Raw genomic sequence first — 26,024 nt, forward strand, 5'->3', positions numbered from 1 at the left:
TTTCCCCTCCAAATAAAAAGACAGCCGATTGTAAACCGGTCACTCCAAATCGGTTTGAAAAATAAACGGAGACTTTCCGCTTAAATTGGGAAATACCCCTATTTCCCGTAAAATAAAAGGAGTTTTTCCGTTTATATGTATCCAAACCCTTGGATTTACTCTTGTTTAGAGTCATTAATCGGAAAATCTCCGCCTATTCTATTACTCAAGCGTTCTCTCGATACATTAGCCGGAAATTCTCCGCCTATGATTCTCATACCGGCAGCAGAAAACCAACAAAAACTTTAAAGCGGCTTCCGATCCATAAAAATAGACCATTCCGATTGGGAAATGGTCTGAAATCCGTTCTGTTCGTTTGGGTAAAGCTCCTCTTGATGAGAACCTGTTAAGGAAACCCGCTGCATCAGAGTTTTTTTTAAGTCAATTTTTTTCATTTTAATTCATATTTTGAAAGTATCGAGGGAATTCATTAACCCAGCTTCCCATAACCAATATAAAAAACAAGAGCTAGGAAGATGATTAAGAGTACCCAGATCACTCCAGTAGAAGCTTGTTTCTTGCGGCGAACGAGGAGCATTTCCATCGTCACGATGACACCCAAACCGCAGATCATTTTAATAATGACCCAGATTCCATATAAACTAAAGACATGGAACAGAAGGTAAAGCCCTGTAATAATAATTAACACATACATTAATCTCAAAATCATATGGAAGACTTTAAGCGCTGTCCCTCTTAAAAACAAGCTGATTACGAACAAAACTAAAGCTAACGTCCAAAAGCCAACGTGTGCTTGAAGCCACATGGTTACCCCTCCTTATGTCACATTCATTCTTTATCAAAATAGCAATAAAGTCAAGCTGTAACCCCTTTCTATTCAAGAAGGCGTACGGTTTGTACAGAATTTTTCGCCTCAAGCGAATAGGCTTTTACAAAGAAGCTTGATATAATAAAAGCAGCTAGAATAGATGACTGGAACGCGAAGTCTTCTCATTCTTAACCGCTCTCCCTTATTTAACCTGCAGTCTATCAAACTTTGTAACTGCACAAAATGAAAAGAGGTGTCCGTGTGAATCAATCTGAAAAAATTATTGACCAGACAGAGCGCTTCGGAGCCAAAAACTATCTCCCGCTTCCCATTGTTGTCTCAAAAGCAGAAGGGGTGTGGGTAGAGGATCCTGAAGGCAAACGGTACATGGATATGTTAAGCGCTTACTCAGCGGTTAATCAAGGTCATCGCCACCCAAAAATTATTCAAGCACTAAAGGATCAGGCTGATCGCGTTACCCTAACCTCCCGTGCCTTTCATAACGATAAACTTGGACCCTTCTATGAGAAAGTAGCGAGTCTAACCCATAAAGAACGCGTGCTTCCCATGAATACAGGTGCAGAAGCGGTTGAAACAGCGGTCAAAGCGGCACGACGCTGGGGCTATGACGTTAAGGGCATTCCTGACAATCAAGCTGAACTCATTGTCTGCGAAGGCAACTTCCATGGCCGTACAATGGCAGCGGTGTCCTTTTCTTCGAGCCCTGAATATCAGCGCGGGTTTGGCCCGCTTCTCCCTGGCGTTAAGTTGATTCCTTATGGGGATTTAGAGGCCCTAAAAGCAGCCATCACCGCGAACACGGCGGCTTTCCTTGTTGAGCCTATACAAGGTGAAGGCGGAATTATTATCCCTGAAGAAGGCTTTTTGAAAAAAGCGTTTGAATGGTGTAAACAAGAACAGGTCCTCTTCATTGCTGATGAAATTCAAACTGGTCTTGGCCGAACAGGTAAGCGGTTTGCCTGTGATTGGGAAGAGGTCATTCCTGACATGTATATTTTAGGTAAAGCGCTTGGCGGCGGTGTCATGCCGATTTCTTGTATAGCAGCTAATGACGACATTTTAGGTGTTTTTGAACCGGGCTCCCATGGCTCGACTTTTGGCGGTAATCCGCTTGCTTGTGCCGTTTCACTCGCAGCTTTAGAGGTCATTGAGGAAGAAAGGCTCGCTGAACGTTCGCTCGTATTAGGCCAATCTTTTATCAAGCGCCTTCTAGAAATTAAAAATCCAATCATTAAAGACGTGCGCGGTAAAGGTTTATTTATTGGCGTAGAGCTTAATGAACCCGCTCGTCCATACTGTGAGGCTTTGAAAGAGAAAGGGCTGCTCTGCAAAGAAACGCATGAAAATGTGATTCGTTTTGCTCCGCCTCTTATTATAAAAGAAGAGGAACTCGATTGGGCCTTTGAGCAAATTAAGGATGTATTAGGCCACCAATAAGAGTATAAAAAAGAAGGGGGCAGCCCCCTTCTTTTTTTCACTCATATTGATAATGAAATGTATTTAACTTCTAGGTATTCTTCAATTCCTTCAATCCCACCTTCGCGGCCAAGTCCGCTTTGCTTTGTGCCACCAAATGGAGCTTGGGCGGTGGAAGGGACACCATCATTCCAGCCAACGATCCCGTAGTCTAATGCTTCGGTTAGGCGAGTTCCTCTTGATACATTTTCTGTAAAAACATAAGCCGCAAGCCCAAACGGTGTGTCGTTAGCAAGCCTGATCGCTTCTTCATCCGTCTCATATTTTTGTATAGGCGCTACTGGTCCAAAGGTTTCGATATGCATGACTTCCATATCAGCGGTCACACCTGCAAGTACAGTGGGTTCAAAGAAATACGTTTCTTTCTCGTCATCAGCTATCCCTTTTCCGCCTACCACGCAGGTTGCTCCCTTTTCAATAGCTTCCTTCACTTGACGTTCAACCTTCTCATAACCTGATTGATCAATGAGAGGTCCAACCTCTACGCCTTCTTCCAAGCCATTTCCGAGCTTCAATTGCGCCACTTTTTTTGAAAAGCGATCTACAAATGCCTCATAAATGCCAGATTGAACATAAAACCGATTGGCACATACACAAGTTTGGCCACTGTTGCGAAACTTAGAGGCAATAGCCATATCCACAGCCTTGTTTAAGTCCGCATCATCACAAATAATGACCGGTGCATGGCCGCCTAGCTCAAGTGACATTTTTTTAATTTGCTCAGCGCCTTGCTTCATAAGAAGACGCCCCACCTCAGTAGAACCTGTAAATGTAATTTTGCGAACTCTGCTATCTTTCATGAACGCCTTGCTAATGGCTTCTGGATTACCGCAGACGACATTAAATACACCTTCTGGAATACCTGCCTGTTCAGCGAGTTCAGCTAAACGCATTGCCGTCAAAGGGGTTTGCTCGGGCGGTTTGACGATAAACGTACATCCGGCAGCAAGTGCAGGCGCTAACTTTCGGGTAATCATGGCGGCCGGAAAATTCCATGGCGTAATGGCACCAACCACGCCTACCGGTTGTTTAATGACTCTAATCCGATGGTTTTCGCTTTTTCCAGGAACGATTCGCCCATAAATTCGTTTTCCTTCTTCGGCAAACCACTCGACAAAGGAGGCGGCATACCGCACTTCACCCATTGCTTCTTTATATGGTTTTCCATTTTCCTCTGTCATTAATTTGGCAAGCTCATCTTCGTATTCAAGCATTAATTCAAAAAAGCGTTTAAGGATATTCCCTCGCTCTTCAGCTGTTCTTTTTGACCAATCGGCAAACGCTTGGTGGGCTGCTTCGATGGCCTGCTCCGTTTCCTTTTCCCCTGCAATAGGTACCGTACCTACTTTTTCACCAGTTGCCGGGTTCTTAACGATGATCTTCTCAAGACCTTCTCCCGTCCATTTACCACCAATATAGTTTAAGTAATCATACATGGTACCTCACTCCTTCTACCTAATCTTTCCTATCTAGTATACCTTTTTCGCCAGATAAGTGGAAAAACCCTGCTTAATATAGGTGGGGACAACCTCTTCAAGTCGCTCTTTAACAATTAATGGGGACAGACCTCTTTTCTTTCAATAGAGGTCTGTCCCCTCAGCAATTTAGCATTCGTTTTCTAATCGGACATATCGGGCGCCATCAAAAAACCAGAGACCGACCTCTTGAACGGGCTGTTTCCAGATTCGTTCGATGGCTTGACGATAGAGAGTCATCGGAACATGATAACGGGTTTGGAGATGTTCGACCGTTTCCTGCTCGGTTTGAAATCGGCCGGCTAATCGGTCGGTTTTATAATCCAATAAATTCCACCCTGACTCATCAAGAAAAAGGCAGTCTATAACCCCTTGAACCATAATCGATTCCACATCGCCTGTCCAATCTGGCTGAATGTCTTCAATCGGAAGTTTTAATGAGAAAGGCTGTTCTCGAATAATTTTATTGGAGGCCACTAATCTCTCCCCAACATCTGATTGGAAGAAAGCCGCCACTTCTTCTAATAACAGTCGGCTTGCTTCCTCTTCAAGAATCAGCTCATCTCGAACCATTCGCGCTCTCTCTTTCTCAAGTTCCTCGATGGTCAATCCCGGCCTTAAGGTTACCAATTGCATAAAGCGGTGGGTCAATGTCCCTAATTCTGCTGCCGTGGACTCCTGTTTGCTTAAGAAGGCTGGCCGGTCTCCAATAGGCCGACGAAATTGACGAATTAATTGTTCGCCTGCTCCTTCACTGAATTGATCCTGTTGCCTTTTAATCTCAGTAACCGTTAATTTAGACATCTGCATGGTAGCTGCCAGATTGGGATAGGACCATTCTAATCGGCGAGTCACCTCTTCTTCCCAATCCGAAGAGTCCAGATCAACAGGTAACCATTTACTTAGACGCACCTCTTTTTCTCGACTTTCAATCACTTTGTCCGTTTGACGAATGACGGTGTTGGCCGGATGCAAAAAGCACGACCATGATGAGGGATGCGTGCTAACAGGGCTGTCCAGACGCGGTGAATAACCTGATACATCATGAAAAAGCTTGGCAGTTGAATGCCTGAGGACAGCTGGCCCGACCCAATCTAAATAACGATTTCCTCTTGATCTGTAGTAAGCGGGCAGCACCCACCCGCGCTCAAGGGCAGATAAGCGCCACTTCTGTAAGGCTTTTTCTGCATCAGGAACGGTGCCGACTAACATTAATTTTTCCCGAGCGCGAGTTAACGCCACATAAAGCACCCGCATTTCTTCCGCAATCGTTTCTCTTTCTATTTGCTGCTTGATAGCGGAATGAGCCAATGTCGGCAATGTATAGCGCGCCTCTGGGTCCACGAATTTGGTCCCAAAGCCAAGCGACTTGTGAAGCAAGGTTTTTCCGTAAACATCCCGCTTATTAAACTGCTTATTCATTCCGGCTACAAAAACAACCGGAAATTCAAGACCTTTACTTTTGTGGATGGTCATGATGCGAACAACATCCTCTTGCTCGCTCAAGGCCCTTGCCTCACCCAAATCGCTCCCGCGTTCCTGAAGGCGTTCGATAAAACGGAGAAAACGGAAGAGACCTCTAAAAGTGGTTTGTTCATATTGCCTTGCTCGGTCATAGAGCGCCTTCAGATTGGCTTGACGCTGCTCGCCTCCCGCTAATCCCGCTACATAATCGTAATACCCCGTTGTTCTATAGATAGACCAAATTAGATCTGCTAAAGCCCCTTGTCTTGCCTGATTACGCCAAGTCTGTAAGTGTGTGTAAAAATCATTCAGCTTACTATATAAAGGATGGTCCGCATTCAGCATGATCTTCTTAAGCGCTTCATAATAGGAAGCATCCGGGTCCTCAAGCCTGATAGCAGAAAGCTCTTCACCCTTTAATCCCACAATTGGTGAACGCAAGACAGACGCAAGGGGAATATCTTGAAAAGGGTTGTCGATGACATTTAGAAGGGCCATCATAATGGAAACTTCAACGGCTTCAAAATAACCCGTTGTGAGCTCCGCGTAAGCCGGAATCCCTCTCTCCTTCAGCACATCCTGTATGACAGATGCCGTGCCTTTTGCCGAGCGTATCAAGATCACTATGTCTCGATAGTGTAAGACACGAGCATGGCCAACTGATTTATCAAATACTTTGAACTCTTGGTCAATCAAATTTTCAATCTGTGTCGCGATTAAGTGGGCCTCAAGCTCCATTTTTTGAGCGGATTCGATTGTTTCTGCCCCTTCCTCATCCTCTTCACCCGCACTGCTTGCCTGGTCGATTAAATGAAGTTCTACAGAATGGGAAGTATCATCATAATCCCTGGAACCAAATTTTAATGCCGCCCGATCGTCATACTCAATTTCACCAACCGTTTCGTCCATGATTTGTGAAAAGATATAGTTGGTCCCATTTAGAACCTCTTTTCGGCTGCGGAAGTTTTGCGATAAGTCAATTCGTCTGCCTTGTGCATGACCCTCATCATCTGTCGAACTCGAAAACGTCTTATATTTTTCTAAAAAGAGCGAGGGTTCAGCTAAACGGAACCGGTAAATGCTTTGCTTCACATCACCGACCATGAATCGATTTCCGCCATGAGAAACGTGCCACAGCACGGTCTCTTGCACCTGATTCGTGTCTTGATATTCATCAATCAACACTTCATCAAATTGATTCCGATAAAGCATCGCCACTTCGGACGGTTTCTCAACACCAGGTAAGCTTTCTTCATCTCTTAATAATCTCAAGCAATCATGCTCCAGATCACTGAAGTCAAGAAGTCCCCGCTCACGTTTTACCTGACGAAACTGATCGCGAAATTCTTTAACAAGTCTGACAAGTAGACTGACATACGGTGCTGCTTCATTTATATCTTTTAAATAATCTTCAGGCGACTGCATAAAACAAGTCTCTTTCAAATCCTGAACCCCATCTTTTACCTCTTTACGGATCGCTTGGACCTGCTTCTTTAACGATTCATCGTAATCGGCCCCACGAGCTTGCTTCAAAGTCTTAAAAGAAATCTCTGCAAAAGCAGTCGCTAACTGTGACCAGGGACCAAGGCTTGCTTCCAATAACCGGCTTATCAGCAACCGGTCCTGCTCAAGGGTTTCTAGATAAGGGGCTGGTCCGCCAGGCTCTTGTGCAAGCTCCTCTGCTACATTTAATGCACTGATCAAGCCGTCTAACTTTTCCTTAATCGAAGCCTTTAGACTCGGAATCCAATGGACGTCATCCAACGTCTGACTTTCGGAAACAGCATAATGCTCGGCCAATTCGTCTAACCAGAGATCCGGCCAAGGGTGACTCTGAGAGAACTCATAAAGTTGAAGAACGAACTTAAACAAGTCCCGGTCACTTCGATCATCTGAGTAACGGTCGACAAGGGCATAAAAGAGGTCCTGCTCCTCTGGCGATCCATAATACGTCTCGAAAAGACTTTCCAAAACCTCTTCCCGCAGCAATTCAGCTTCCGTTTGCTCAGCGATCCGAAAAGCAGGGTCCAGATCAAGTTTATAATAATACTTGCGAATAACAGATTGACAAAAGGCGTGGAAGGTCATGATATGGGCTTTACCTAAAAGAACTAATTGTTCTCTTAAACGTGGATTATTTGGATCCGCGCTCAAGGCTTTTTCAAGCGCCTGACCAATCCTTCCTCTCATTTCTGCTGCAGCTGCATTCGTAAAGGTCACAATTAACAATCGGTCGACATCAATAGGCTCTTTTGCGTCTGTGAGGCGTTTAATGATGCGTTCAACCAAAACGGCTGTTTTACCTGATCCCGCTGCTGCAGCGACTAGGATGTCTTGTCCCTTTTCAACAATGGCTTCCCATTGGTCATCCGTCCACTGGCTTTTCTTTGGTTTTGGTAGAATCGATGCCGTCATTTGAACATTCCCCTCTTTCTTCCATCTGTCTGATTGCCCTATTTTCTAATGAGAGATCCCAAGCGCCTCTATCATTTTCTCAAGCGGTGGCCGATCATCTTCTGAATCTAATACGCGGGCCGTATTTCCCGGCTGTGATGGATCAAATTGACACAGAGACTTAAAGTCGCAATAGGTACAGGGCATGCGATCCTTTAATTTATACGGTGAGATAGAAATAGTTCCTGACACGATCTCATTGCCGACTTTTTCAAAAACCTGCCGAGTATATTGTCTGAGCTGATCAAATTGTTCTTTTGTTGCAACGGTTGAGCTTTTATGAAGGGAGCCATTTTTGTTAAAGCCAAAGGGGGCAATGAGGGAGAGACCGCCTCCGTCCTCAATCCCTTGATCCATGAGCTTGAGCATGTCCTTCTCCTCCATCAACAGCCCCTTCATCTTAAATTCCTTTAATAGGCTCTTTTCCAATTCATCCGCATCTGGATGTGTTTTAAACGATAATAGGGGGTTGTGCAGATGAAAATACAAGACCCCTGCCGGCTCAGCTTCTTCCCCAAGCCATTCCATGGAATGCGTCAACACTACATCCAGATAGGCAAGCATTTGTAGAGCAAGCCCGTAATAAACTTCCGATAAGTCTAGGTTTTTCTTTCCAGATTTATAGTCAATGATCCGCAGATAAACACCCTCGGCATTCTCACCACGGTCAACGCGATCAATTCGACCCACAAGCTGCATCGTTCCCCCGTTTTTTAACGAGAAGGTAAGCGGTGGCAGCTCTTTCCCCGGACCAAACGGCAATTCCAGTCCTATTGGTGAAAAACCGCTCACAGAGGCATGTTTCGCTAATATGACCGCCACACGGCCAACGATTTCTTCAAGCTTTCTTTTTAGATAATGATAGCGTGGGGAGCTTAACAGAATTTCTCGCTGCAGCCTAGGCGCTAGAGCCTCTACGGTGGTTGATGCCAAACTCAAGCATTCCTCACTTGTTAAGGCCGACCATTCTCGCTTGTTCTCCCTTAGCTGATCGGTCATCATCTTCAAGGCAGCATGAAATAATTGGCCAATATCCGGTGCCTCTAATCGATAGACATCTCGCTCCTTTAGGCGCAATCCATAGCTTGCAAATTGTGAAAACGGGCAGCGGTTGTATAATTCCATCCGCGAAACACTGGCTTGAATGTCCTTTCCATAAAGGGCTTCTGCCGTCTCAGGTTTCAGAGCAGGCTCTTCATTTTTATAAAAGCGGCTGCTTAAAATACGAATAGCCAACTTCCGCTTAGATTCTGACAGCATGAAGTAGTTATACGTTTCCCACCAAATATCGGATATTGGATAGCTGTTCTGCCATCTTCTAAGTGCCATTGAAGTATGACTTAATGTACGCATCGAAGAACTGACAAAAGAAAGCTGCTCCTCAGGGGTCCCTTCAGTCGGATCACCCGAAACAAATACCGGTTTTATACCGCTAAAGTAATAGCCCATTCGGCGAATAAATGAAGAGGGCATCAGAGCTTGTCCTTCTTCAGACGCAATCGGATAGGATAAGACTAACCGCTCACTTGGGCTGGTCACCGCCTTGTAAATAAGAAATTCTTCATAGAACAGTTGGTCACGAGCGGTCGGTGCTAGCTGAAACCCGTTCTCCTGAAGCGAAAGGCGTTCTTCATCACTAAGAAGCCCATCCTCCATTGGTTTTGCCGGAAGCACGCCTTCATTTACTCCAAGTATAAAGAGTTCTTTAACTCCCTCTACTCTTGTCCGATCAAGCGAGCCAACAATCACTTGATCAAGGGCAGGCGGAATGAGGCTGAACTTTAATTGATCCAAACCCGAATCAAGCACTTTAGTAAAAATCTCAAACGACCATTTTTCCTGACCTGCTGCTTCGACCAATTGATCAAGCACTTCAAGAAGAGCATTCCAAGCCTGATCATGCTCTCTCGCATCAGACAGACGGCCTTCCGCCTCCGCCGTATTTCTTAATCGTTCAATTCTTTCAGGTACCTCAAGGCCTTCTAAAAAACGATAAAGCTCTGTGCAACGCTCCTCAACGGTTTTTGCCTGCTTTATTTTTCTTTCAAAAGCAAGAAGCGGATCTGTGAAGGTATGTCGCCAATGATTGAGATTTTGAGCCAATTCCAAGTCCTTCTGTCGTGCCTTTGGCTGATCCTCCAAACCGCGAAAAGTGTGGTATTCCCATTTTTCTTGCGACTTCCACTGTTTCCCATTGATGCCGTAAGCCAAACAATAATTTTCTAATTGATCAAGCTGCTCTCTCATGAGTTGAAGCTCTTCTCCTCTAGGAAAAAGAAAATCCGTTTTCAGTGCCCTAAAAACAGGTTCATAACGCCAATTCTGAAGAATAGCTTCAAGAGAAGAGCGGATGAATTCAATTAAAGGGTGATGGTGCATCGAGCGTTTTTGATCCGTAAAAATCGGAATCTTATAATCGGCAAAAATGGTTTCGATCAAATCTTGATAGCTTGATAGATCGCGAACCAAAATGGCCATATCCTTATAACGACGGTTGTCGTTCATCACTCGAGATTGAATCCGCCTCGCCATCTCTTCAATTTCCGTTCGACGATTCGCCGCCTCAATGATCATCACCGATTCATCATGAGATAGAGCGGTTGTTTGAAAGGGGCGTTTATCAAAAGCCTGTTCTAAATGAGCTAACATTGGACTTTTGAATCGGCGCATCGTTTTATGAACGATCGTCTTTTCAATCGATAGATGCCATTCCTTCGCAACCTTCATAAGCTTCCGATACGTATCAGATGACCGCTTAAAAAGAGACAACTGAGAAGACGGAACAGATGGGTCTTGACTCTCATCAAGAGTGAGCGTTAAAGTCACTTCCCGACTCTCACAGAGCAATGGCTTTAAAAACAGCCATTCCTGCGGTGTAAATTGATCAAAGCCATCAATAAAAATCGTTGCTTCCTTAAGCATTGGCCATTGCTTAATTTTTTCCGCCGCAAATGTGAGATAATCATCACTATCAATATATTTACCAATCAACGCTTGGTTAAGCGATGAATAGATCGTTTGCAAATCCTTAAGTTTATCTAAAATAAGTGAAGAGGATGATTCGGACACTTCCATCTCTGTCTGCATGGCTGCTAACAGTTCCTCTGTCACACCATATCGTTTAAATTCACTAAAAGTGCGCTGAAGCACCTCATAAAACCCACTTTGATCGGCCGCTTTCTTAAAGACTCGCAGACTTTCACGATGATCTTCTACTGCTTTTCGAATTAACATCGCAATGCCGACAGGGGTCAAATGAGTACGAGTCGCCCCCCCTGCGTTTTCTAATACCCGTAAAGCCAGTCTAGAGAAGCTAAAAACCTGAAGCCGCGTTATCCCAGCTACCCCATCTAACTCGTTAATCGCCTGCTCCATATGAAACGTCATCTGGTCGGGTACAATCATCCAAATCGGCGGCCCCATAGGATCCTGCATCAGTTGTTCATGTATTGCAGCCAAAATTCTCGATGTCTTTCCTGTCCCAGAACGCCCGATCATCACATTAAGGCTCAAGACGACGCCCCCTTTTTAAAATAATAACACTAGACTCCCTCTCACCATTATCCCACGGATGCACAGACTGAAACAAGCGAAACAGGGCGACACTTCTCCCGTTTCACCTATGAAACTTATGGAAACGCAGGGACGGTTCTCCCGTTTCAGCTTGAGCCCTCCCGTTTAATAAAACCAGCCTTGCTCATCCTAAAAAAGGAAGCGCAGGCTGGTTCATTCATTGATTATTCTTTCCCCTCACCGGTCGCAACAGGGTGATCGTCATAACTGATCCAATCGCTAAAGCTTCCTGGGTAAAGTTTAAGGTCTGTCAGGCCAGCTTCGGTAAACCCCAAGAAATTCGCACATGCGGTGACTCCTGACCCACAGTAAAGCGTAATCGATTTCTTATTAAAAGCCTCAAATTGTTTGCGCAAGGCTTCCCGCGATTTCCATTTTCCATCTTCAAGATTGTTTGCCCAAAACCAGTTGATCGCCCCTGGAATATGCCCCGCTTTTTTATCCAGCGGCTCCACATCCCCGCGATATCTCTCGGGGGCCCTAGCATCGATCAAAAGCGTACCAGCAGGCAGATTCTTCACATCCTCTACATCCATAATCCAATTCTCATTAGGATTAGGTTTGAAGAGGACCGGATGGGGGACAGGAAGCTCCTTAGTAAGAGGATAGCCCTGTTCTAGCCAGGCTGAAACCCCACCATTTAAGACATGAACGTCCTCATGCCCGTAAAATTTCAAAAGCCACCAGAGCCGCGCCGCCATACTTCCATTTTGATCATCATAGACCAACACTGTTTTTGTCTGATCAATCCCGATCGTCCCAAGCTTCTGAGCAAGAATCTCCAAATCAGGGAGAGGATGACGGCCGCCATGAATCTGGACGGAACCCGAAAGATCCTTCTCAAGATCCATATAAAAAGCTCCGGGCAGATGCCCCTCATCGTAGGCTCTTTTTCCCGCTTCTTTATCTGCCAAATCAAACCGGCAATCGACAATGATTAATTTCGGATCACTCAACCGCTCACAGGCCTCTTCGACAGTCATGAATTCACTCATTGATCCAGCCACCTTTCCTTATCACTGAGCCGTATAAGTCTCAGTCTGTGATAGAAAACATTCAGGGTCATGCGGCGGCACACAGTAGCCAGCCGCAAAAAGAAAGCTCTCAAGAACCGATGGACCAGCATGCTTAAAATGCCGCTTGATCACCTTCAACTTCTGCCCAAAATCATCCGGCAATTGCATAAAAAACGAATTAAGCGAGCCAAAATTTCGAATGATCTCAAGCGCACTTTTGGCGTTATGTACGGTTGCTTCTATTTTCCGTTTGTTGCGGATAATACCTGGATTTTGCATCAACTCTGCTATTTTTTCTTCATTGTACACGGCCACTCGCTCAATCTGAAACTGATCAAAGGCCTCTCTAAACGCCTCGCGCTTATGAAGCACCGTTCGCCAGCTTAATCCGGTTTGGAAAAGCTCTAAGATAAAGAGTTCGAATAGCGGTTGATCTTTCCGTTCAACTTTTCCCCACTCCTTATCATGATAGTGGATGAGAAGCGGATCCTCTTGTGCCCATTTGCAGCGCTGCATCACGTCATCCTTCCCTTCTCTGAATACTTTATCTCCATGATAACGAGTCCAACTTCTTTATACAATCTTTTTTACAAAAGCAGGTCGCCAGTCGCAAAAAAAGACCCCAGCCCTTATAAAAAGGGGTGGAGTCCTTGTCTTCGATGCTTTATCTGTTAATCTTCATCCCATACTTTTACTTCTGTCATCACATCGCCGGCTTTCATGGCACGCGCTGTGTCTAAACCTTCTGTAACACGACCAAATACAGTATGTACACCATTTAAATGAGGCTGTGGATCGTGAACGATAAAGAACTGACTGCCTCCCGTATCTTTACCAGCATGAGCCATTGATAAGGCACCTGCTTCGTGCTTATGTGGATTGCCTTCTGTTTCACATTTGATGGTATAACCAGGACCGCCTGTTCCATTACCGATCGGACACCCGCCTTGGGAAACAAAGCCCGGAATGACGCGGTGAAAAGTCAACCCGTTATAAAAACCGGAATTCGCTAATTTCTCGAAGTTAGCAACCGTATTTGGTGCTGCCTCTGGGAAAAACTCCACCTTAATTTCCTTACCATTGTCCATTTTAATAGACCCTTTTTTCATCTTGCTTCCTCCTCCATGTTTTAAGAGATGGGAGAGCGAACGTACTCCCCCACCTCTATTTTAAACGATCCCTTATCTCTTTGCTTGATAGGCCTGAAGCATCCAAAGGTGCTTTTCGAAATCTCCCACTAATCCAATCAAGAGATCTTCAGTAGGCTTGTCCTTTGCTTCATCTGTAAGAGAAAAGCCCGTTTCTTTCACCTCTTTGACGATTTGACTCAAATCAGACTCTAGATGACTAATCACTTCATCTTCTTTCACATCGGCCTGAGCTTCCTTGATCGTCGCCTCGTCCAAGAATTTAGACATCGTCGCTAACGGCTTGCCGCCAATGGCCAAAATCCGCTCCGCCAAAGTATCAATACGCTCTGCCATTTCTTCAAACAAGCTCTCAAAAAGAGCATGCAGATTAAAGAAGTGATGGCCCTGTATATACCAATGATAGCGATGAAGTTTGACGTGAAGCACATAGAAGTTCGACAGTTCTTGATTCAAAAAGTTAATAAGTTTTTGATTTTCCATAAAAACCCGCTCCTTCTTGTTGTGCAATCATCATTAGAATACACGATTGTAGATGGTTTATGCAAAAGTGATCACCTATTGGCGAAAATCGAAGAACCATTAATCATCAAAGAGGAAGGCTTACTTTAACCAACGCGCGCCCCTTTTAAGGCGCGTGCTGTTGATTAATGGATAAAGGAGACGAGAAGATAACCTATTGCTGAAACGCCTGCTGCAATCAATCCTGACTTTAACTTATAGTGGGCATAGGAGACCGCCTCTAAGTCTAAGACACCTGCCATCGTATTCGTATCGTCGCTGAGCGGTGAGGAGAACGTCCCAAATGCACCGCTCGCAAAAACGGCTCCAACTATGACCGGAAGACTGGCTCCTGATGTATGGGCCATCGCCACACCCAAAGGCATCAGAATGCCCCATGTCCCCCAAGAAGATCCAATGAAATAAGAGATCATGGCGCCGAGGATAAATAGAACAGGCGGTGTAAAGGCAGGCGGAATCCAGCTCACATGACGAGTTACAAATGTAGCAAATCCTAGTTTATTGGTAACAAGCGACAACCCCCATACGATACTCAAGAGCGCAACCACCGTCATCAGATTATTAGCCCCTTCAAAAAAGGCGTTCATCAAATCCGTGAGACGAAAGCGCTGAATGAGATAAAAGAAAAACGCCAGAAAGGTGGAAATAATTAAAGCAACAAGCATGGCATTTAATACATCTGCTTTAATAAAGGTTTGAAAGCCGGAGCCGCCATGTTTAACTCCGCTTATATAAGTTAAAAGCAGCGTGAGAACGATCACTAATATCAAAGGCACTAGAAGATTAATCGATTTAGCGGGTAATTCTTTAGCCACAACGGGATGGCAATCCTCCCAGCCCTTTGCCTTAGCTTGAACCTCATTTTCAGGGATGGCTGTGTGCTTGACCTTTTTTCGATCATGGTGAAAGAACCCAAAATAAATGCCTAACAAAATGATTGAAAAAGAGAAAAAGTTATAAGGAATGCTGTGAATAAATAAGAGGTAGGGGTCTCCTGTAATATGATTATTTTTTAACGAGACATTAATAATCGAGGTCATATACCCGACAAAGGCGGTTGCGACAGGGATTAAGGCAATAATAGGTGTCCCTGTTGTTTCGATGACATAGCCCAACTCCTTAGCTGAAATATTCACCTTATCGATAAGTGCTCTCATAATGGGTCCGATCGTAACCATTCGAAAGGAAGGAGAACTAAACGTTCCGAGTATCGAAATCCAAATGAGAAAGAGCGCTTGCTTCTTAGTCTTAACATGTTCAGCTGACCACTTAACGAACCCCTTGATCCCTCCTGTTTGCTTCATCATGCCAACAAGTCCAGTAAAAATATAGAGAAATAAAATGATCTCAATGTTACTTTTTTCCACTAGAGCGGTGATCACAAAGTTAACAGCTGCCTGTATGCCGCCAATCCAATGGGGAGAATACAGATAGGAACCCACCACTAACCCTAAGGCTAAGGCTGGTAAGACTTGTTTGGTAATGATCGCAATTGGAATAACGACTATAAATGGAACAATGGAAAGCCAATAAGCGTGCATGCTTGAAATCTCTCCTCTCATCAAACAGAAACTTTTCTAATAGCTTCTCGAGGATTCGGTGAAAATATGCTTAACATTGACTTTTATAATCCGTTCGCACACATCGCACACATAAAGTAAAAGGGCTAAAGCACAACCCGATCAGCTTGAAGAGAACGAATGAAACACATGAAGCAGTACGAATCAGCTGTCCTTGATCGGCGCGGAGAACCTTACTCAGGATCGGTATAAAGGGTCAACTTTTGGGGGTTATTTGATGCATCAAAAAAGATTAAATCCTGCTCAATACCTTGCTATGTGGTTAATTATCATCATTTTAATCGGAACATGCTTGCTTAAGCTTCCCTTCTCGACCAAAGAACCTGTCAGTTGGTTAGCTTGTTTTTTTACGGCGACATCGGCTACAACGGTCACAGGTCTCGCAACGTTTTTTAATGGTGAGGTATTTACGTTATTCGGCAACATCATTATTTTGATTCTTATTCAGCTTGGCGGCTTAGGCATTATGTCCTTCGCCGTTCTGATCTTTCTTCTGATGGACAAAAAAGTGTCTGTCCGAAATCGACTGTTGCTGCAGGAGGCCCTCAATCAGAGTACGTTCGGGGGGATCATACGCTTAGTTAAAAGGTTGTTGATTTTTTCTTTAAGCTTTGAGGTTTTTATCGGCCTGTTGCTCTATATAAGGTGGTGGCCTGAATTCGGGCCTTTGAAAGGGTTCTATTACGCCATGTTTCATTCCATATCGGCGTTTAACAATGCCGGATTCTCCCTTTTTCCCGATAATATGATCCGCTATGTCGGCGATCCAACCATTAACCTTTGCATCCTCATTTTGGTGGTTTTTGGCGGACTTGGCTTTACTGTTATGATCGATATTTGGGAAAAGAAGGCGTGGCGGACGCTCTCCGTTCATTCAAAGATCATGATCATTGGAACAGTTGTTATGAATCTAGTTGGTTTTATTTTTATATTTGCTTTTGAAGCCCATAATCCGAAAACATTGGGTTCGCTTTCCACTGGAGAAACCATTTGGGCAAGTTTATTTCAGGGGGTTATTACACGTACGGCCGGTTTTAATACCTTAAACATTGGGGATTTAAAGCCCGAAACACTCTTTCTTATGATGATTTATATGTTTATAGGAGCAGGGTCTATTTCGACTGGCGGGGGAATTAAGCTCACCACCTTTGCAGCACTGTTATTCATGACAAGAGCTTATGTAAAAAGAAGGCGTGAATCGGTCATTTTCAATCGTACCATTCCCAGTCACGACATTTTTAAAGCTCTAGCCATTACTCTCATTGCGTTTGGGGTGGTCTTATTCGCGATTTTTTTAGTTCTTATATTTGAGAGTGACCGGTTTTCCTTTCTTCAAATCTCCTATGAAGTCATCTCGGCATTTGGAACGGTTGGTTTGACAACGGGAATCACTCCTCATTTAAATCCTGCAAGCCAGATTGTCATTTGCCTCATGATGATTTTTGGAAAACTAGGTCCTTTGACCATTGCCCTATCCCTCACTACCGCTACAAGTGAGGACATCCACTATCCAAAAGGAAAGCTTTTCATTGGCTAGTCACCGCATAAGGAGAAACTTAATGCTTAAAAAAACCGCTTCAAGAGAGTAACGGGTTTACTTGTGAGGTGCAAAACTCTAATTATCACCTTAATTCACAGAAAGAAAAGACTAGTAAACGTCAAAACAACCGAATCTTTTGAGATTCGGTTTGATTATTTTCATAAAAGGCAATCGATTACCTATTTGATTAAATGGCTAAAGCGAGATTTCTAAATAAGCGGAGAAATTCCGCTTATTTAGAAATCAACATTGAAAATAGCTAAAATAGACGGAGAAATTCCGACTATTGACTCAAAAAACATGAAAATGGGTCATTTCTTTTTGTTTAAACGGAAAAACTCCGCTTATTTACGACGAACTGAACGCTACTTTGGTTGATAACGGAAAAAACTCCGCTTATTTCAACGATCACAGGTGACTCTAAAATTTCTTGTTAACCATTACAGTCTTTTTTTACCTTAAGAACCATTTTTTTTACAAAGTCATAGATAATCTAACTTTTATTTTAACAGATAGATCCAAATGACTTGGTAATCCCCCTACCTTTCACTTGCTCAATTACTGGTTAATTCACACACCGCCAATAATTATATCCACACCATGTAAATTAAACTGTGATTTGATAGGTGATTTACGGATGAAATGGTCAATCAACATTGATATTACAATAAACGTCGCACGGTGAACGACTAGGTAAAAACCCGTGCGATTTATCTTGATAGTTAATTGTTTGCACCTCTGAAGTGAACCTGTTATCAAGAGAGAGGCGGTTTCTTTTTAGCCCAATCGTTTTGAACGGAGGAAGGGAAAAGGGATCGCTTTTTTGATTTCCTGTCCGCTGTGTTTAACGGTGGCGACGAGTGCCGCGCCTTGATCGGCTGTATATTTCAATTGGTCAAGGGATTCCTTAGTCGCTTTCTCTAAGTCTTGAAAATGATGAACTGCCGACTCTTGTTTCTTCTTCGCCTTCTCCGTTTCTTCACGAACCTTTTCTATTTTCTTTGCCATATGTACGGTTTCTTCCCTGATTCCTTTGAGCGTATGAATAGCACTTACAATCAAATAAATGAGTGCCACTGCTATTACAACAAGGCTTAAATAGACAATGATCATCGAAACACCTCCGGCCATGGGTCGTCAGACTCCTTTCCTTTAATTAGTTTCTAGCTTCAGTCTAACAATTATACTCTTTTTAGCAAACGCAGCCGCTCCAGAGAGGAACGGCTACTGTCGCTAATACTACCACCAAACTTGATTCATAGGCCTCCCGTAAGCATCATAGGGCTGATTCCAGGCATTGGCATTCATTAGATTAACCGGTTGGACTGCATAAGGATTGGGACCTCCCCACCCCTGATGCATCGGTTCAGGAAAGGGATAAGGGGAATAGTTATAATGGGGGGCCGGCCCAAAGAAATCATTCGCATAATAACCTTGGTGCTGCCTGCCTCCTAACCAAGGATCCCCTCCATATGGCATGTTATAGTTACCTGGCGGATAGGGATTTCCCCAATTCCCATAACCATTTCCATAACCATTTCCATAGCCATTATAATTATAGTGAGCGACTCCTTGATGATAATAGTTCATAGGTGGTCCGTTATAGAAATAAGGATCAGGGAATGGGGATGCTACAGGCATTCCTCCATAGGGTGGCCCATTTCCATATAGGGACGGATGAAATCCATTGAATCCCCCACCATATCCCGGATTCGAATACATGTTTATAGGCTGATGATATGCTCTAGGATCATATCCGTAATTGGGATAAATGCCTGACCCATATGAATTTCCATAAGAATTCCTATATGACAAATTAGTATCAACAAGCTGACCATTTGTTGTGATTTTTCCTACTATGACGAGTAAGATGAATAAAACAAGATAAATAGTGAATTCTCTTTGTCTTCTCTGCCTTGTTTCTTCGTCCAATCAAGGCACCCCCTTCGCGTCAGCAGTCCTTAACAGTCTATGCAGGGCTCAAGACAAATGTTTGGGGGGACAATAAGCAAATTCGAGTGTTCATCATACACTATCTTTTTATCCGTTTTTTCTTAAAAAAACTTTAGTATTCATTAACGTCTGGCTTCTTCCTTTGCAATCTTACTGATGAGGTAGTCTTTCAGGGATTGGGCTAGGCCTTCTTCTGCGAGCACACTCTTCAAACCCTCCATTTGAATGGGTTTGGAAACTAACGCTCTATTGATTTTCTCAAGCGTCATGGACCCGCTTCCTTTATGAAGCAGAGTGAACTTTGGTTCTGGCGTGACCCAGCCTTCTTTAAGCACTCTAAAGTAAATACCTGATTTCCCGGTCTCTTCAACCCAAAGCGGCATTGCTTTCACTCGATGCTTATAAGCCAATTTAAAACATGGCTTGCGAGGCTGTGAAACTTGAATAACCGCCTCATCAAGCTGAAATGTATCCCCAATATTGATGGTCGACTCACTTAAACCAGAAAACGTCAGATTCTCACCAAACGCGCCATACTCGATTGGCTGACCTAATTTTTCTTCCCAAAAAGCATAGTGATCAAAGCTGTATCCGAGGACGGCTTTATCAACACCGCCATGATTTTTCTGATCGGCTTGCCTATCTCCTATAAAATGGGTGGTTGTTAAGAAGATGGGATGACTTACGACGGTTTTATTAATGGCCGAACGGACTACATGACCTTGTCCGTCACTCAAGTCTTTTGGCTCCCCGACCAAAATCGCTTTCACTTTTAAATTAGGTTGGACTTGCCCATCTGACAGACTCATGACACCTCTCCTTTATTCACAAACTCATACTAACTTCTAACAATTATACACCCAAAAATGATATCATCATTAATAGAATAAAAGAGTATTGGCGGTTTTGTAAAAAATAATAAAAATACAGAAATCATTTTCGAGAGGAATCCTGCCATGGTCCCAATTACCGAAACACTCACTTACATATGCTTTAGTTGCTTAATGGGAAGTCTTCTATTCGCGAACCTGTCCCCTGCCCAAAAGCCTGATTTGATTTATTCAAGGCGTTTATTGCTGTGGTCAACGGCCGGTATTGGAATCCTGTCTTTCTTCCCGATCTTAACCGTCATTATTGAGCTATCAAAAGATATGGGATTTTGGACGAGCTTCCAAAGTGTCCTTTTCACCTTTCAGATCGGGCAGGCATGGACACTCACACTTGCTATTTCGATCCTGCTCCTCTTCTTAATTTATTTTAACCCCGTTAATGAAGACCCTATTCTTGCCAAACTTGCCTTTTTACTAGGGATTCTCCTCATTGGAACCTATGTTAAAAGCGGACACGCGGCAAGCTTATCACCTGTTTGGGGATTTACCGCCCATTTCTTTCATTTATTGGCCGTCTCGATTTGGGGTGGCGCTCTCCTTATCGCTGCATGGGGAACTAAGAGTGACCGAAATTGGCTCAAGTTTTTGAAATGGTTTACCCCTTTAGCCATGATTTCAATTGTTGTCGTGATTGTAGCTGGTTTTTTTACAATGGTGATTGACATCTCTCCTTCTCTTAACCGAACGATTCCAGGAGCATTAGCTAACTATAAAAATGGGCTCGTTGTTAATTACGGGCAAGCCCTTCTGATTAAGCATTTGCTGATCATTCCACTAATCCTATTAGCTTTTTTTAATGGGATCTATTCTCGCACACAACTTCGTGCCGAGAAACCCTTTACCCCTATAAGGTGGGCACGGCTAGAATCGATTGTTCTTCTCGTCATTTTCGCTGTCACCGCTTATATGGGGCAGCAGAATCCGCCTCACGAACTGAGCCAAGTGCTTCATTTCTATGGCGCTTCTCCTTTGATTCAAAAGATTTATGGGCACACCATTACGCAAGCTTTTACTGTTCATCTTCAATTTGGTATGATTAGCTTTGTGTTTGCACTGATTAGTGTCTTATTGTTAATTCTTATCGGGCTAGGAATTTTAAAAAAGCTGTCCAATGCGATGATAGTCCTCTTTCTATTTGGCTACTTATGCAGCGCTTATTTCGCTGTGAGTCTCGCAATTCAATAATCTGGATGGCTGAAATTTGGTCTAAACAACTATTAATCAAGAGGTGACGATCATGTCAAAGGTTGCTTTGATTACAGGTGGGACAAGGGGTATTGGACGTGCCATTGCAGAGAAGTTTGCTCAGAACGGCTATGACCTTGTCTTAAACTATATGAGGAAAAAAACACCTGCTGAAGAAGCTAAGAAATCACTGGAAGAGGCTTATGGCGTCCGTGTTCATTTAGTGAAAGCGAATGTTGGTGAACAAGAGCAAATAAAAGCTTTATTTGAAGAAATTGAAAAAGAGTTTGGCCGCTTAGATGTCTTCATCAATAATGCGGCATCGGGTGTTCTTCGTCCTCTAATGGAAATTGAGGAACACCATTGGGATTGGACACAAAATATTAATGCCAAAGCTTATCTGTTTATTGCTCAGCAAGCGGCTCTCTTAATGGAGAAAAATGATGGCGGTTATATGGTTGCGATATCAAGTTTAGGCTCAATCCGAGCTTTGCCTAATTATGTGGCTGTTGGAACCTCCAAGGCTGCGGTTGAGGCGATTACCCGCTACTTGGCAATGGAACTTGCGTCAAAGAATATTGTTGTCAATGCTGTTTCCGGCGGTGCTGTGGATACCGATGCCTTGACTCATTTTCCTAACCGCGAGGAATTATTACAAGAGGCTCGCGAACAGAATCCAGCAGGACGGATTGTTGAACCAGAAGACCTCGCCAATGCCGTTTATTTCTTATGCACGAAAGAAGCATGGATGATCCGCGGACAGACCCTTATTGTCGATGGCGGGTTTTCACTAAGATAATTAGCTTCTGAATCGTCTAATCAAACTCACCCGTATATAAAAACAGGACGCACACTAAATAAAGTGAGCGTCCTGTTTTTCAATATAGACTATTTTACTTTATTAATGCTTAATGGAATCGGTCTGGGGCCTGCCTGAGGTAAGCAGGACATCAATTTGGTCGTGCAACCGTTTAATGGCCTCGTCCAAATAACTCACGGCAGATTCCCTGTTTGCTAATTTCATGTAAGCATTTAATACTGAATCTGCCAAGGGGGGATCCCCCACTTCCTGTATGACCTCTAAAACCATGCGGCCCATTTGTTCTGGTTCATTATCAAGTAAGATCGCTGTTCGAAATTCGCCAATAATTTCAGTGATTACTTGTAACCTATGAAGCTGATCCACAGATTAAGTCCCCTTTATGTCTAATTTTCTCTTCCCACTATATCACACTTCATCACTTCTCACCGTGATCCACAACCGCTCCCAATTGCCTAAGCAGTTCTTTTTCGCCTTTGCCAGAAGCCCGCGATGAACAGGATTAAATGGCCCATTGATAAAATCAATAACCCCAAAGCAAGCAAGAAGCCGACAAGTGGAAATTCTAAAAGAGCCGTTAAGAAAAAGGCACCAACCAATGAGGTCAGCCAGTTCTCTGACCTTGCTGGAAGGATTCGTCTCCCTAGCTCTCGGCTCATTCTTCCCGAAACCATAAAAAATCCAAAGGCAGGAAGGAGTAACAGGAGCAAAGCAAATGGGATACCAATAATCGTAATGGCTAAGAGAACTACCAAAATAACAAGCCAGACTCCGGCGATCAAACCGGTCAGCCATAGTTTCCAAGAGCCAAACAGGTCTTCTTTATTAAAGGAATCTGGAACCAACAAGGCGCCAATAGTCGAAACAATAATAATAATCAAGGCAAGGATCAGCTTTACTACCCAGCTAGAAAGTAAAATGGCCCCTCCAAACAGAAAAGCATCCATCACCCTTTTGTTCCAGGCAAAAGCAACTAAATTTTCTGTGACATGAGTGCCCGGATCTTGAATGACAGAGCCGTCTATGACAATAATTAATTCTTTAACCTTTGCCGTTGAGTGGACGTGAAGATCACCGCCAACGACCAAAACAAGATTGCGTACGGTGCCATCAATGACCGCATTATGACCGATTGAAAAGAAGTTATCAACCGTATGCCCCTCAGGTACACGGATCACTTTTGAAGAGTCTGTCTTATCTTTCGCATAGGACAATGAGAGGCCGCTAAATATAAATAAAATAACGAGTCCACAAATACACAAAAGCCGAATTTTCATCGTTACCAGCCTCTCCGTTCCTCGACCGTCATAGAGCGAAGCAATTTCCAAAGTATTGGAAGCGTTAGACCAAGGATGATCGCACCGCTTACCATTACACTGATCGTAGGAAATAGAGGAAACCCAACCAATTGGGGAAGAGCCAGAAGAACGCTTCGAGTCATTCGATAAACAACGACCAAGACATTTAATCCATGATTAAAATAAGGGTGAATCCCAACGAAAAGCGAAATGAGTGCCATAAAGATGACCCCAATCCCTGCTTCGAGCTGATGACTCGCCTTTTGAAGAAGCTGGATCTCAGACATTATTTTTTCACTAAGAAAATCCGGGACAGGTTCTTCATTATAGAGATGAATCGTCCACTCTTTGACCTCTAAAAGAGAGCGGTGTTCATCCCGGCACTCCGAACAAGTAGCAAGATGTTGTTCGACCTGCTCCTCTTCTTTTAGAGACAATTCTCCGTCTATATAGGCATTCAAAAGATCCTCTACATGATGTGTCATCCTTCTTCACCTTCCAGAAGAAAACTTTTTAAACTAGTTCGGGCGATGTTAATTCGCGATTTAACTGTTCCAAGCGGAATGTTAAGCTGATCGGCTATTTCTTGGTAAGAGAACCCTTGAATGTCTCTTAGGATAATCACTTCACGATGTTCAAGGGATAAACGGCTTAGACCTTCTTGAATCATAAGCCGATTAACCGATTGCCCTTCTGATTGAGACGTTGCGGATGATTCAGGCTGTTCGAGCCAAACGTCATCTGTTGTCGTCTCACGTTTCGCCTTTTTTAGATAATCCAGGCAAAGATTGCGAACGATTCGGGTAAGCCATGCCACAAACGCTACCTCTTCTTCAAGCTTTCTGAGCTGAAAGAAAGCCTTCACAAACGCTTCCTGTGTGATATCCTCGGCAGCCAATGGATCTCGAACCATGGCAAGAGCATGTCGATAAACCTTGCCCTTATACAAACGGACGAGCTCTTCAAACGCCTCTCGATTGCCATGCTTGGCTTTACGAATCATCTTTTTTAATTGTTGGTGTTCCACACAGGTCCCGCCCCCAATTTTTGACCCCAGCTCTTCTTTACTTGTCTTATCCACATCTACATGCTCCATTAAAATGATCATTTTTTTAACCTTCATTTTAATCAAATGGCGATTGTTTTTCTATAAGTCCTCGTCATCTGAAACTGACGGGAGAAACAACTTAAATAAAGGCTCTTTTCTAAAAGATTGTTGCTAGTTGATAAAAATAGGTAGAAATAGGCGAGACTCCTGCGGGAATAGCAAGCCAGGTGAGAACCCGCAGGCGTATTTTGCCGAGGAGGCTCACGGATTGCCCGCGGAAAGCGAGCTTATTGGAGCCTAAAAAAACAACAAAGTTTACGAAAACAGCCTAAATAAAAGACATGCCAATTGCCTAAAAAGTTCATCTGATAACGGATGGGTTTAAAAAGGAACTATTGGATCATTAAATGGACCCCTTTTTCGTCCAAAAATAAAAAAATGAATGACAGATGCAAAGCTGAAAGAGTAAGATGAATTTTGATAGTCTTGTTTTGCCATGGTCACTCTCACACCACTTTTGCACTAAGTCTAGCCTGTCCATACAGATTAACATGAATTGAGGAACATCTATGAAATCACCCACTTACCTTAAAGCTTATATAGGCTTATTTATAGGCATTATTACGGTGTCTGCTTCTGCTATATTGGTTAAACTTGCTGATGCACCGGCCGGCATAACTGCTTTTTACCGGCTATTCTTTACGGTAGTCGTTATGTTGCCATTGTTTCCTCGCTACGCCTCAACCTTTCGAAGGATACCTATGAAAGTTTGGTTCGGGTCTGCACTTGCCGGAATCAGCTTAGCCTTGCATTTTATTTTATGGTTTCGATCATTGGATCTCACCTCTGTCACAAGCTCAGTAGTTCTCGTGACGCTCCAGCCTCTATTTGCTTTTTTGGGCTCTATGATCGTTTTCAAAACCCGGCACACGTTAGGAGCAAGCCTTGGTGTTCTCTTTTCAATTCTTGGAAGTGTCCTCATTAGCTGGGGTGATTTTGAATTGAGCACCGTCGCTTTTTGGGGAGATGCACTTGCTCTAGCAGCTTGTTTGGCCGTAACAGTTTACCTGATGATCGGTGAACGCATTCGCCAAGATAGACCGCTTTATACGTATACCTTCATTGTTTATTGCTTTTCTATGGTCACCTTGCTGATCTATAACTGCCTAACAAGTCAAGACTTCTTCCATTATCCAACAAAAGACTGGGTCCTTTTTTTGCTACTAGCTATCTTCCCTACTTTGCTCGGCCATACCATTTTCAATGGGGTCGTCAAATGGCTCGGAGTCACAACGGTGTCAATGAGTATTCTAGGCGAACCAATAGGGGCTTCCATCTTGGCCTATTTTATTTTTGGAGAAACCTTATCCGTTCTGCAAATTATAGGAAGCCTTATTATTTTGGGAGGAATCGCTGTCTATTTAATTTTTGAGAGTCGGATTCACCGTCGAACCAACCCCGCATTAGATAACGTGACTGCTGCAACAAAATAACTGGTGTAAAAAAAGGAGTCGATTCAAGCTTCTTCTTTTTACATAAATGTTTTTTAAGAAATTTGAAGGAAACGAAGGAAGGGTGTCGAATTATAGAAATAGGTATTTTTTCGAGCCCTTCCGTTACTTCTCCATCTTTTTATCCTCTTTTTTAAGCCTTCCCTATCAACCGATTCTCGCTTCTCAATCCCTGTTTCCTTATCTTTTTTCTTTACGATACGCCTTAGTCTTAACTCTGTTGGCCTTCCATGAAAGGAGGT

21 protein-coding genes are annotated in these 26,024 nt (G+C 43.5%); 5 read left to right on the top strand and 16 right to left on the bottom strand.

The genetic code is table 11. The annotated features are described in order from the left end of the window. Positions 1 to 469: 469 nt before the first annotated feature. Positions 470 to 805, bottom strand: a complete 336-nt coding sequence (locus PU629_RS17785; RefSeq protein WP_275281373.1) for a DUF1516 family protein — start codon at positions 803 to 805, stop codon at positions 470 to 472. A gap of 264 nt (positions 806 to 1,069) precedes the next feature. Between PU629_RS17785 and PU629_RS17790 the strand changes: the two genes are divergently transcribed. Next, a complete protein-coding gene (locus PU629_RS17790; RefSeq protein ID WP_481900455.1) occupies positions 1,070 to 2,266 on the top strand; it encodes an ornithine--oxo-acid transaminase in 1,197 nt (398 codons plus the stop codon). Positions 2,267 to 2,307: 41 nt separating this feature from the next. Here PU629_RS17790 and PU629_RS17795 read toward each other — a convergent pair whose 3' ends face one another. The 8 genes from PU629_RS17795 to PU629_RS17830 form a co-directional block, all read right to left on the bottom strand. Next, entirely contained in the window at positions 2,308 to 3,741 is a 1,434-nt protein-coding gene (locus PU629_RS17795; protein ID WP_275281375.1) for an NAD-dependent succinate-semialdehyde dehydrogenase, read from the bottom strand. A 168-nt stretch (positions 3,742 to 3,909) separates the two neighbouring features. After that, positions 3,910 to 7,659, bottom strand: coding sequence for a helicase-exonuclease AddAB subunit AddA (gene addA / locus PU629_RS17800; RefSeq protein ID WP_275281376.1), 3,750 nt, complete (start codon positions 7,657 to 7,659; stop codon positions 3,910 to 3,912). Between the two features lie 45 nt (positions 7,660 to 7,704). Then, a complete protein-coding gene (addB, locus tag PU629_RS17805; protein ID WP_275281377.1) occupies positions 7,705 to 11,211 on the bottom strand; it encodes a helicase-exonuclease AddAB subunit AddB in 3,507 nt (1,168 codons plus the stop codon). A gap of 224 nt (positions 11,212 to 11,435) precedes the next feature. Continuing rightward, positions 11,436 to 12,266, bottom strand: a complete 831-nt coding sequence (locus PU629_RS17810) for a sulfurtransferase (RefSeq protein ID WP_275281378.1) — start codon at positions 12,264 to 12,266, stop codon at positions 11,436 to 11,438. A 21-nt stretch (positions 12,267 to 12,287) separates the two neighbouring features. Further along, positions 12,288 to 12,803 carry a DNA-3-methyladenine glycosylase I gene (locus tag PU629_RS17815; RefSeq protein WP_275281379.1) on the bottom strand — a complete coding sequence of 172 codons (516 nt, stop codon included), beginning with the start codon at positions 12,801 to 12,803 and terminating at the stop codon, positions 12,288 to 12,290. 155 nt (positions 12,804 to 12,958) lie between these two features. Continuing rightward, on the bottom strand, positions 12,959 to 13,396 hold the full coding sequence (locus PU629_RS17820; RefSeq protein ID WP_275281380.1) for a peptidylprolyl isomerase: 438 nt from the start codon (positions 13,394 to 13,396) through the stop codon (positions 12,959 to 12,961). Positions 13,397 to 13,468: 72 nt separating this feature from the next. Further along, positions 13,469 to 13,918: a Dps family protein gene (locus PU629_RS17825; RefSeq protein WP_275281381.1), complete on the bottom strand. Its 450-nt coding sequence runs from the start codon at positions 13,916 to 13,918 to the stop codon at positions 13,469 to 13,471. 164 nt (positions 13,919 to 14,082) lie between these two features. Next, positions 14,083 to 15,498, bottom strand: coding sequence for a Na+/H+ antiporter NhaC family protein (locus PU629_RS17830; RefSeq protein WP_275281382.1), 1,416 nt, complete (start codon positions 15,496 to 15,498; stop codon positions 14,083 to 14,085). 256 nt (positions 15,499 to 15,754) lie between these two features. Here PU629_RS17830 and PU629_RS17835 point away from each other — a divergent pair, with 256 nt between their 5' ends. Beyond that, positions 15,755 to 17,074, top strand: a complete 1,320-nt coding sequence (locus tag PU629_RS17835) for a TrkH family potassium uptake protein (protein ID WP_275281383.1) — start codon at positions 15,755 to 15,757, stop codon at positions 17,072 to 17,074. A 780-nt stretch (positions 17,075 to 17,854) separates the two neighbouring features. On the opposite strand, the gene PU629_RS17840 is transcribed toward PU629_RS17835, so the two are convergent. The 3 genes from PU629_RS17840 to PU629_RS17850 form a co-directional block, all read right to left on the bottom strand. Beyond that, complete coding sequence (locus PU629_RS17840; protein WP_275281384.1) at positions 17,855 to 18,208, bottom strand: hypothetical protein; 354 nt, start codon at positions 18,206 to 18,208, stop codon at positions 17,855 to 17,857. Positions 18,209 to 18,316: 108 nt separating this feature from the next. Then, positions 18,317 to 19,009: a hypothetical protein gene (locus tag PU629_RS17845; protein WP_275281385.1), complete on the bottom strand. Its 693-nt coding sequence runs from the start codon at positions 19,007 to 19,009 to the stop codon at positions 18,317 to 18,319. A gap of 143 nt (positions 19,010 to 19,152) precedes the next feature. Further along, a complete protein-coding gene (locus tag PU629_RS17850; RefSeq protein ID WP_275281386.1) occupies positions 19,153 to 19,839 on the bottom strand; it encodes an MOSC domain-containing protein in 687 nt (228 codons plus the stop codon). A 147-nt stretch (positions 19,840 to 19,986) separates the two neighbouring features. On the opposite strand from PU629_RS17850, the gene PU629_RS17855 reads away from it, so the two are divergent. Next, complete coding sequence (locus tag PU629_RS17855) at positions 19,987 to 21,105, top strand: copper resistance D family protein (protein ID WP_275281387.1); 1,119 nt, start codon at positions 19,987 to 19,989, stop codon at positions 21,103 to 21,105. A 52-nt stretch (positions 21,106 to 21,157) separates the two neighbouring features. Further along, positions 21,158 to 21,904 (top strand): enoyl-[acyl-carrier-protein] reductase FabL, encoded by a 747-nt coding sequence (fabL, locus tag PU629_RS17860; RefSeq protein ID WP_275281388.1) that lies wholly within the window; start codon positions 21,158 to 21,160, stop codon positions 21,902 to 21,904. Between the two features lie 102 nt (positions 21,905 to 22,006). On the opposite strand, the gene PU629_RS17865 is transcribed toward fabL, so the two are convergent. From PU629_RS17865 to PU629_RS17880, 4 genes are all read right to left on the bottom strand, one after another. After that, positions 22,007 to 22,291, bottom strand: a complete 285-nt coding sequence (locus PU629_RS17865; protein WP_275281389.1) for a hypothetical protein — start codon at positions 22,289 to 22,291, stop codon at positions 22,007 to 22,009. 89 nt (positions 22,292 to 22,380) lie between these two features. Beyond that, a complete protein-coding gene (locus PU629_RS17870) occupies positions 22,381 to 23,202 on the bottom strand; it encodes a hypothetical protein (protein WP_275281390.1) in 822 nt (273 codons plus the stop codon). A gap of 2 nt (positions 23,203 to 23,204) precedes the next feature. Beyond that, positions 23,205 to 23,708 (bottom strand): anti-sigma factor family protein, encoded by a 504-nt coding sequence (locus tag PU629_RS17875; RefSeq protein WP_275281391.1) that lies wholly within the window; start codon positions 23,706 to 23,708, stop codon positions 23,205 to 23,207. Further along, a complete protein-coding gene (locus PU629_RS17880) occupies positions 23,705 to 24,331 on the bottom strand; it encodes an RNA polymerase sigma factor (RefSeq protein ID WP_275281392.1) in 627 nt (208 codons plus the stop codon). Before PU629_RS17880 ends, PU629_RS17875 begins: the two co-directional genes overlap by 4 nt. A 509-nt stretch (positions 24,332 to 24,840) precedes the next feature. On the opposite strand from PU629_RS17880, the gene PU629_RS17885 reads away from it, so the two are divergent. After that, entirely contained in the window at positions 24,841 to 25,764 is a 924-nt protein-coding gene (locus PU629_RS17885) for a DMT family transporter (protein WP_275281393.1), read from the top strand. Positions 25,765 to 26,024: the final 260 nt, after the last annotated feature.

This window comes from Pullulanibacillus sp. KACC 23026 (genome assembly GCF_029094525.1).
Taxonomy (GTDB): Bacteria; Bacillota; Bacilli; order Bacillales; family Sporolactobacillaceae; genus KACC-23026.

Bases quoted from the DNA above. Each gene is read 5' to 3' on its own strand.
- PU629_RS17785 (WP_275281373.1), bottom strand. From the start codon at position 805: ATGTGGCTTCAAGCACACGTTGGCTTTTGGACGTTAGCTTTAGTTTTG.
- PU629_RS17795 (WP_275281375.1), bottom strand. From the start codon at position 3,741: ATGTATGATTACTTAAACTATATTGGTGGTAAATGGACGGGAGAAGGT.
- addA (WP_275281376.1), bottom strand. From the start codon at position 7,659: ATGACGGCATCGATTCTACCAAAACCAAAGAAAAGCCAGTGGACGGAT.
- PU629_RS17810 (WP_275281378.1), bottom strand. From the start codon at position 12,266: ATGAGTGAATTCATGACTGTCGAAGAGGCCTGTGAGCGGTTGAGTGAT.
- PU629_RS17815 (WP_275281379.1), bottom strand. From the start codon at position 12,803: ATGCAGCGCTGCAAATGGGCACAAGAGGATCCGCTTCTCATCCACTAT.
- PU629_RS17820 (WP_275281380.1), bottom strand. From the start codon at position 13,396: ATGAAAAAAGGGTCTATTAAAATGGACAATGGTAAGGAAATTAAGGTG.
- PU629_RS17825 (WP_275281381.1), bottom strand. From the start codon at position 13,918: ATGGAAAATCAAAAACTTATTAACTTTTTGAATCAAGAACTGTCGAAC.
- PU629_RS17830 (WP_275281382.1), bottom strand. From the start codon at position 15,498: ATGCACGCTTATTGGCTTTCCATTGTTCCATTTATAGTCGTTATTCCA.
- PU629_RS17835 (WP_275281383.1), top strand. From the start codon at position 15,755: ATGCATCAAAAAAGATTAAATCCTGCTCAATACCTTGCTATGTGGTTA.
- PU629_RS17840 (WP_275281384.1), bottom strand. From the start codon at position 18,208: ATGGCCGGAGGTGTTTCGATGATCATTGTCTATTTAAGCCTTGTTGTA.
- PU629_RS17850 (WP_275281386.1), bottom strand. From the start codon at position 19,839: ATGAGTCTGTCAGATGGGCAAGTCCAACCTAATTTAAAAGTGAAAGCG.
- PU629_RS17855 (WP_275281387.1), top strand. From the start codon at position 19,987: ATGGTCCCAATTACCGAAACACTCACTTACATATGCTTTAGTTGCTTA.
- fabL (WP_275281388.1), top strand. From the start codon at position 21,158: ATGTCAAAGGTTGCTTTGATTACAGGTGGGACAAGGGGTATTGGACGT.
- PU629_RS17870 (WP_275281390.1), bottom strand. From the start codon at position 23,202: ATGAAAATTCGGCTTTTGTGTATTTGTGGACTCGTTATTTTATTTATA.
- PU629_RS17875 (WP_275281391.1), bottom strand. From the start codon at position 23,708: ATGACACATCATGTAGAGGATCTTTTGAATGCCTATATAGACGGAGAA.
- PU629_RS17880 (WP_275281392.1), bottom strand. From the start codon at position 24,331: ATGATCATTTTAATGGAGCATGTAGATGTGGATAAGACAAGTAAAGAA.
- PU629_RS17885 (WP_275281393.1), top strand. From the start codon at position 24,841: ATGAAATCACCCACTTACCTTAAAGCTTATATAGGCTTATTTATAGGC.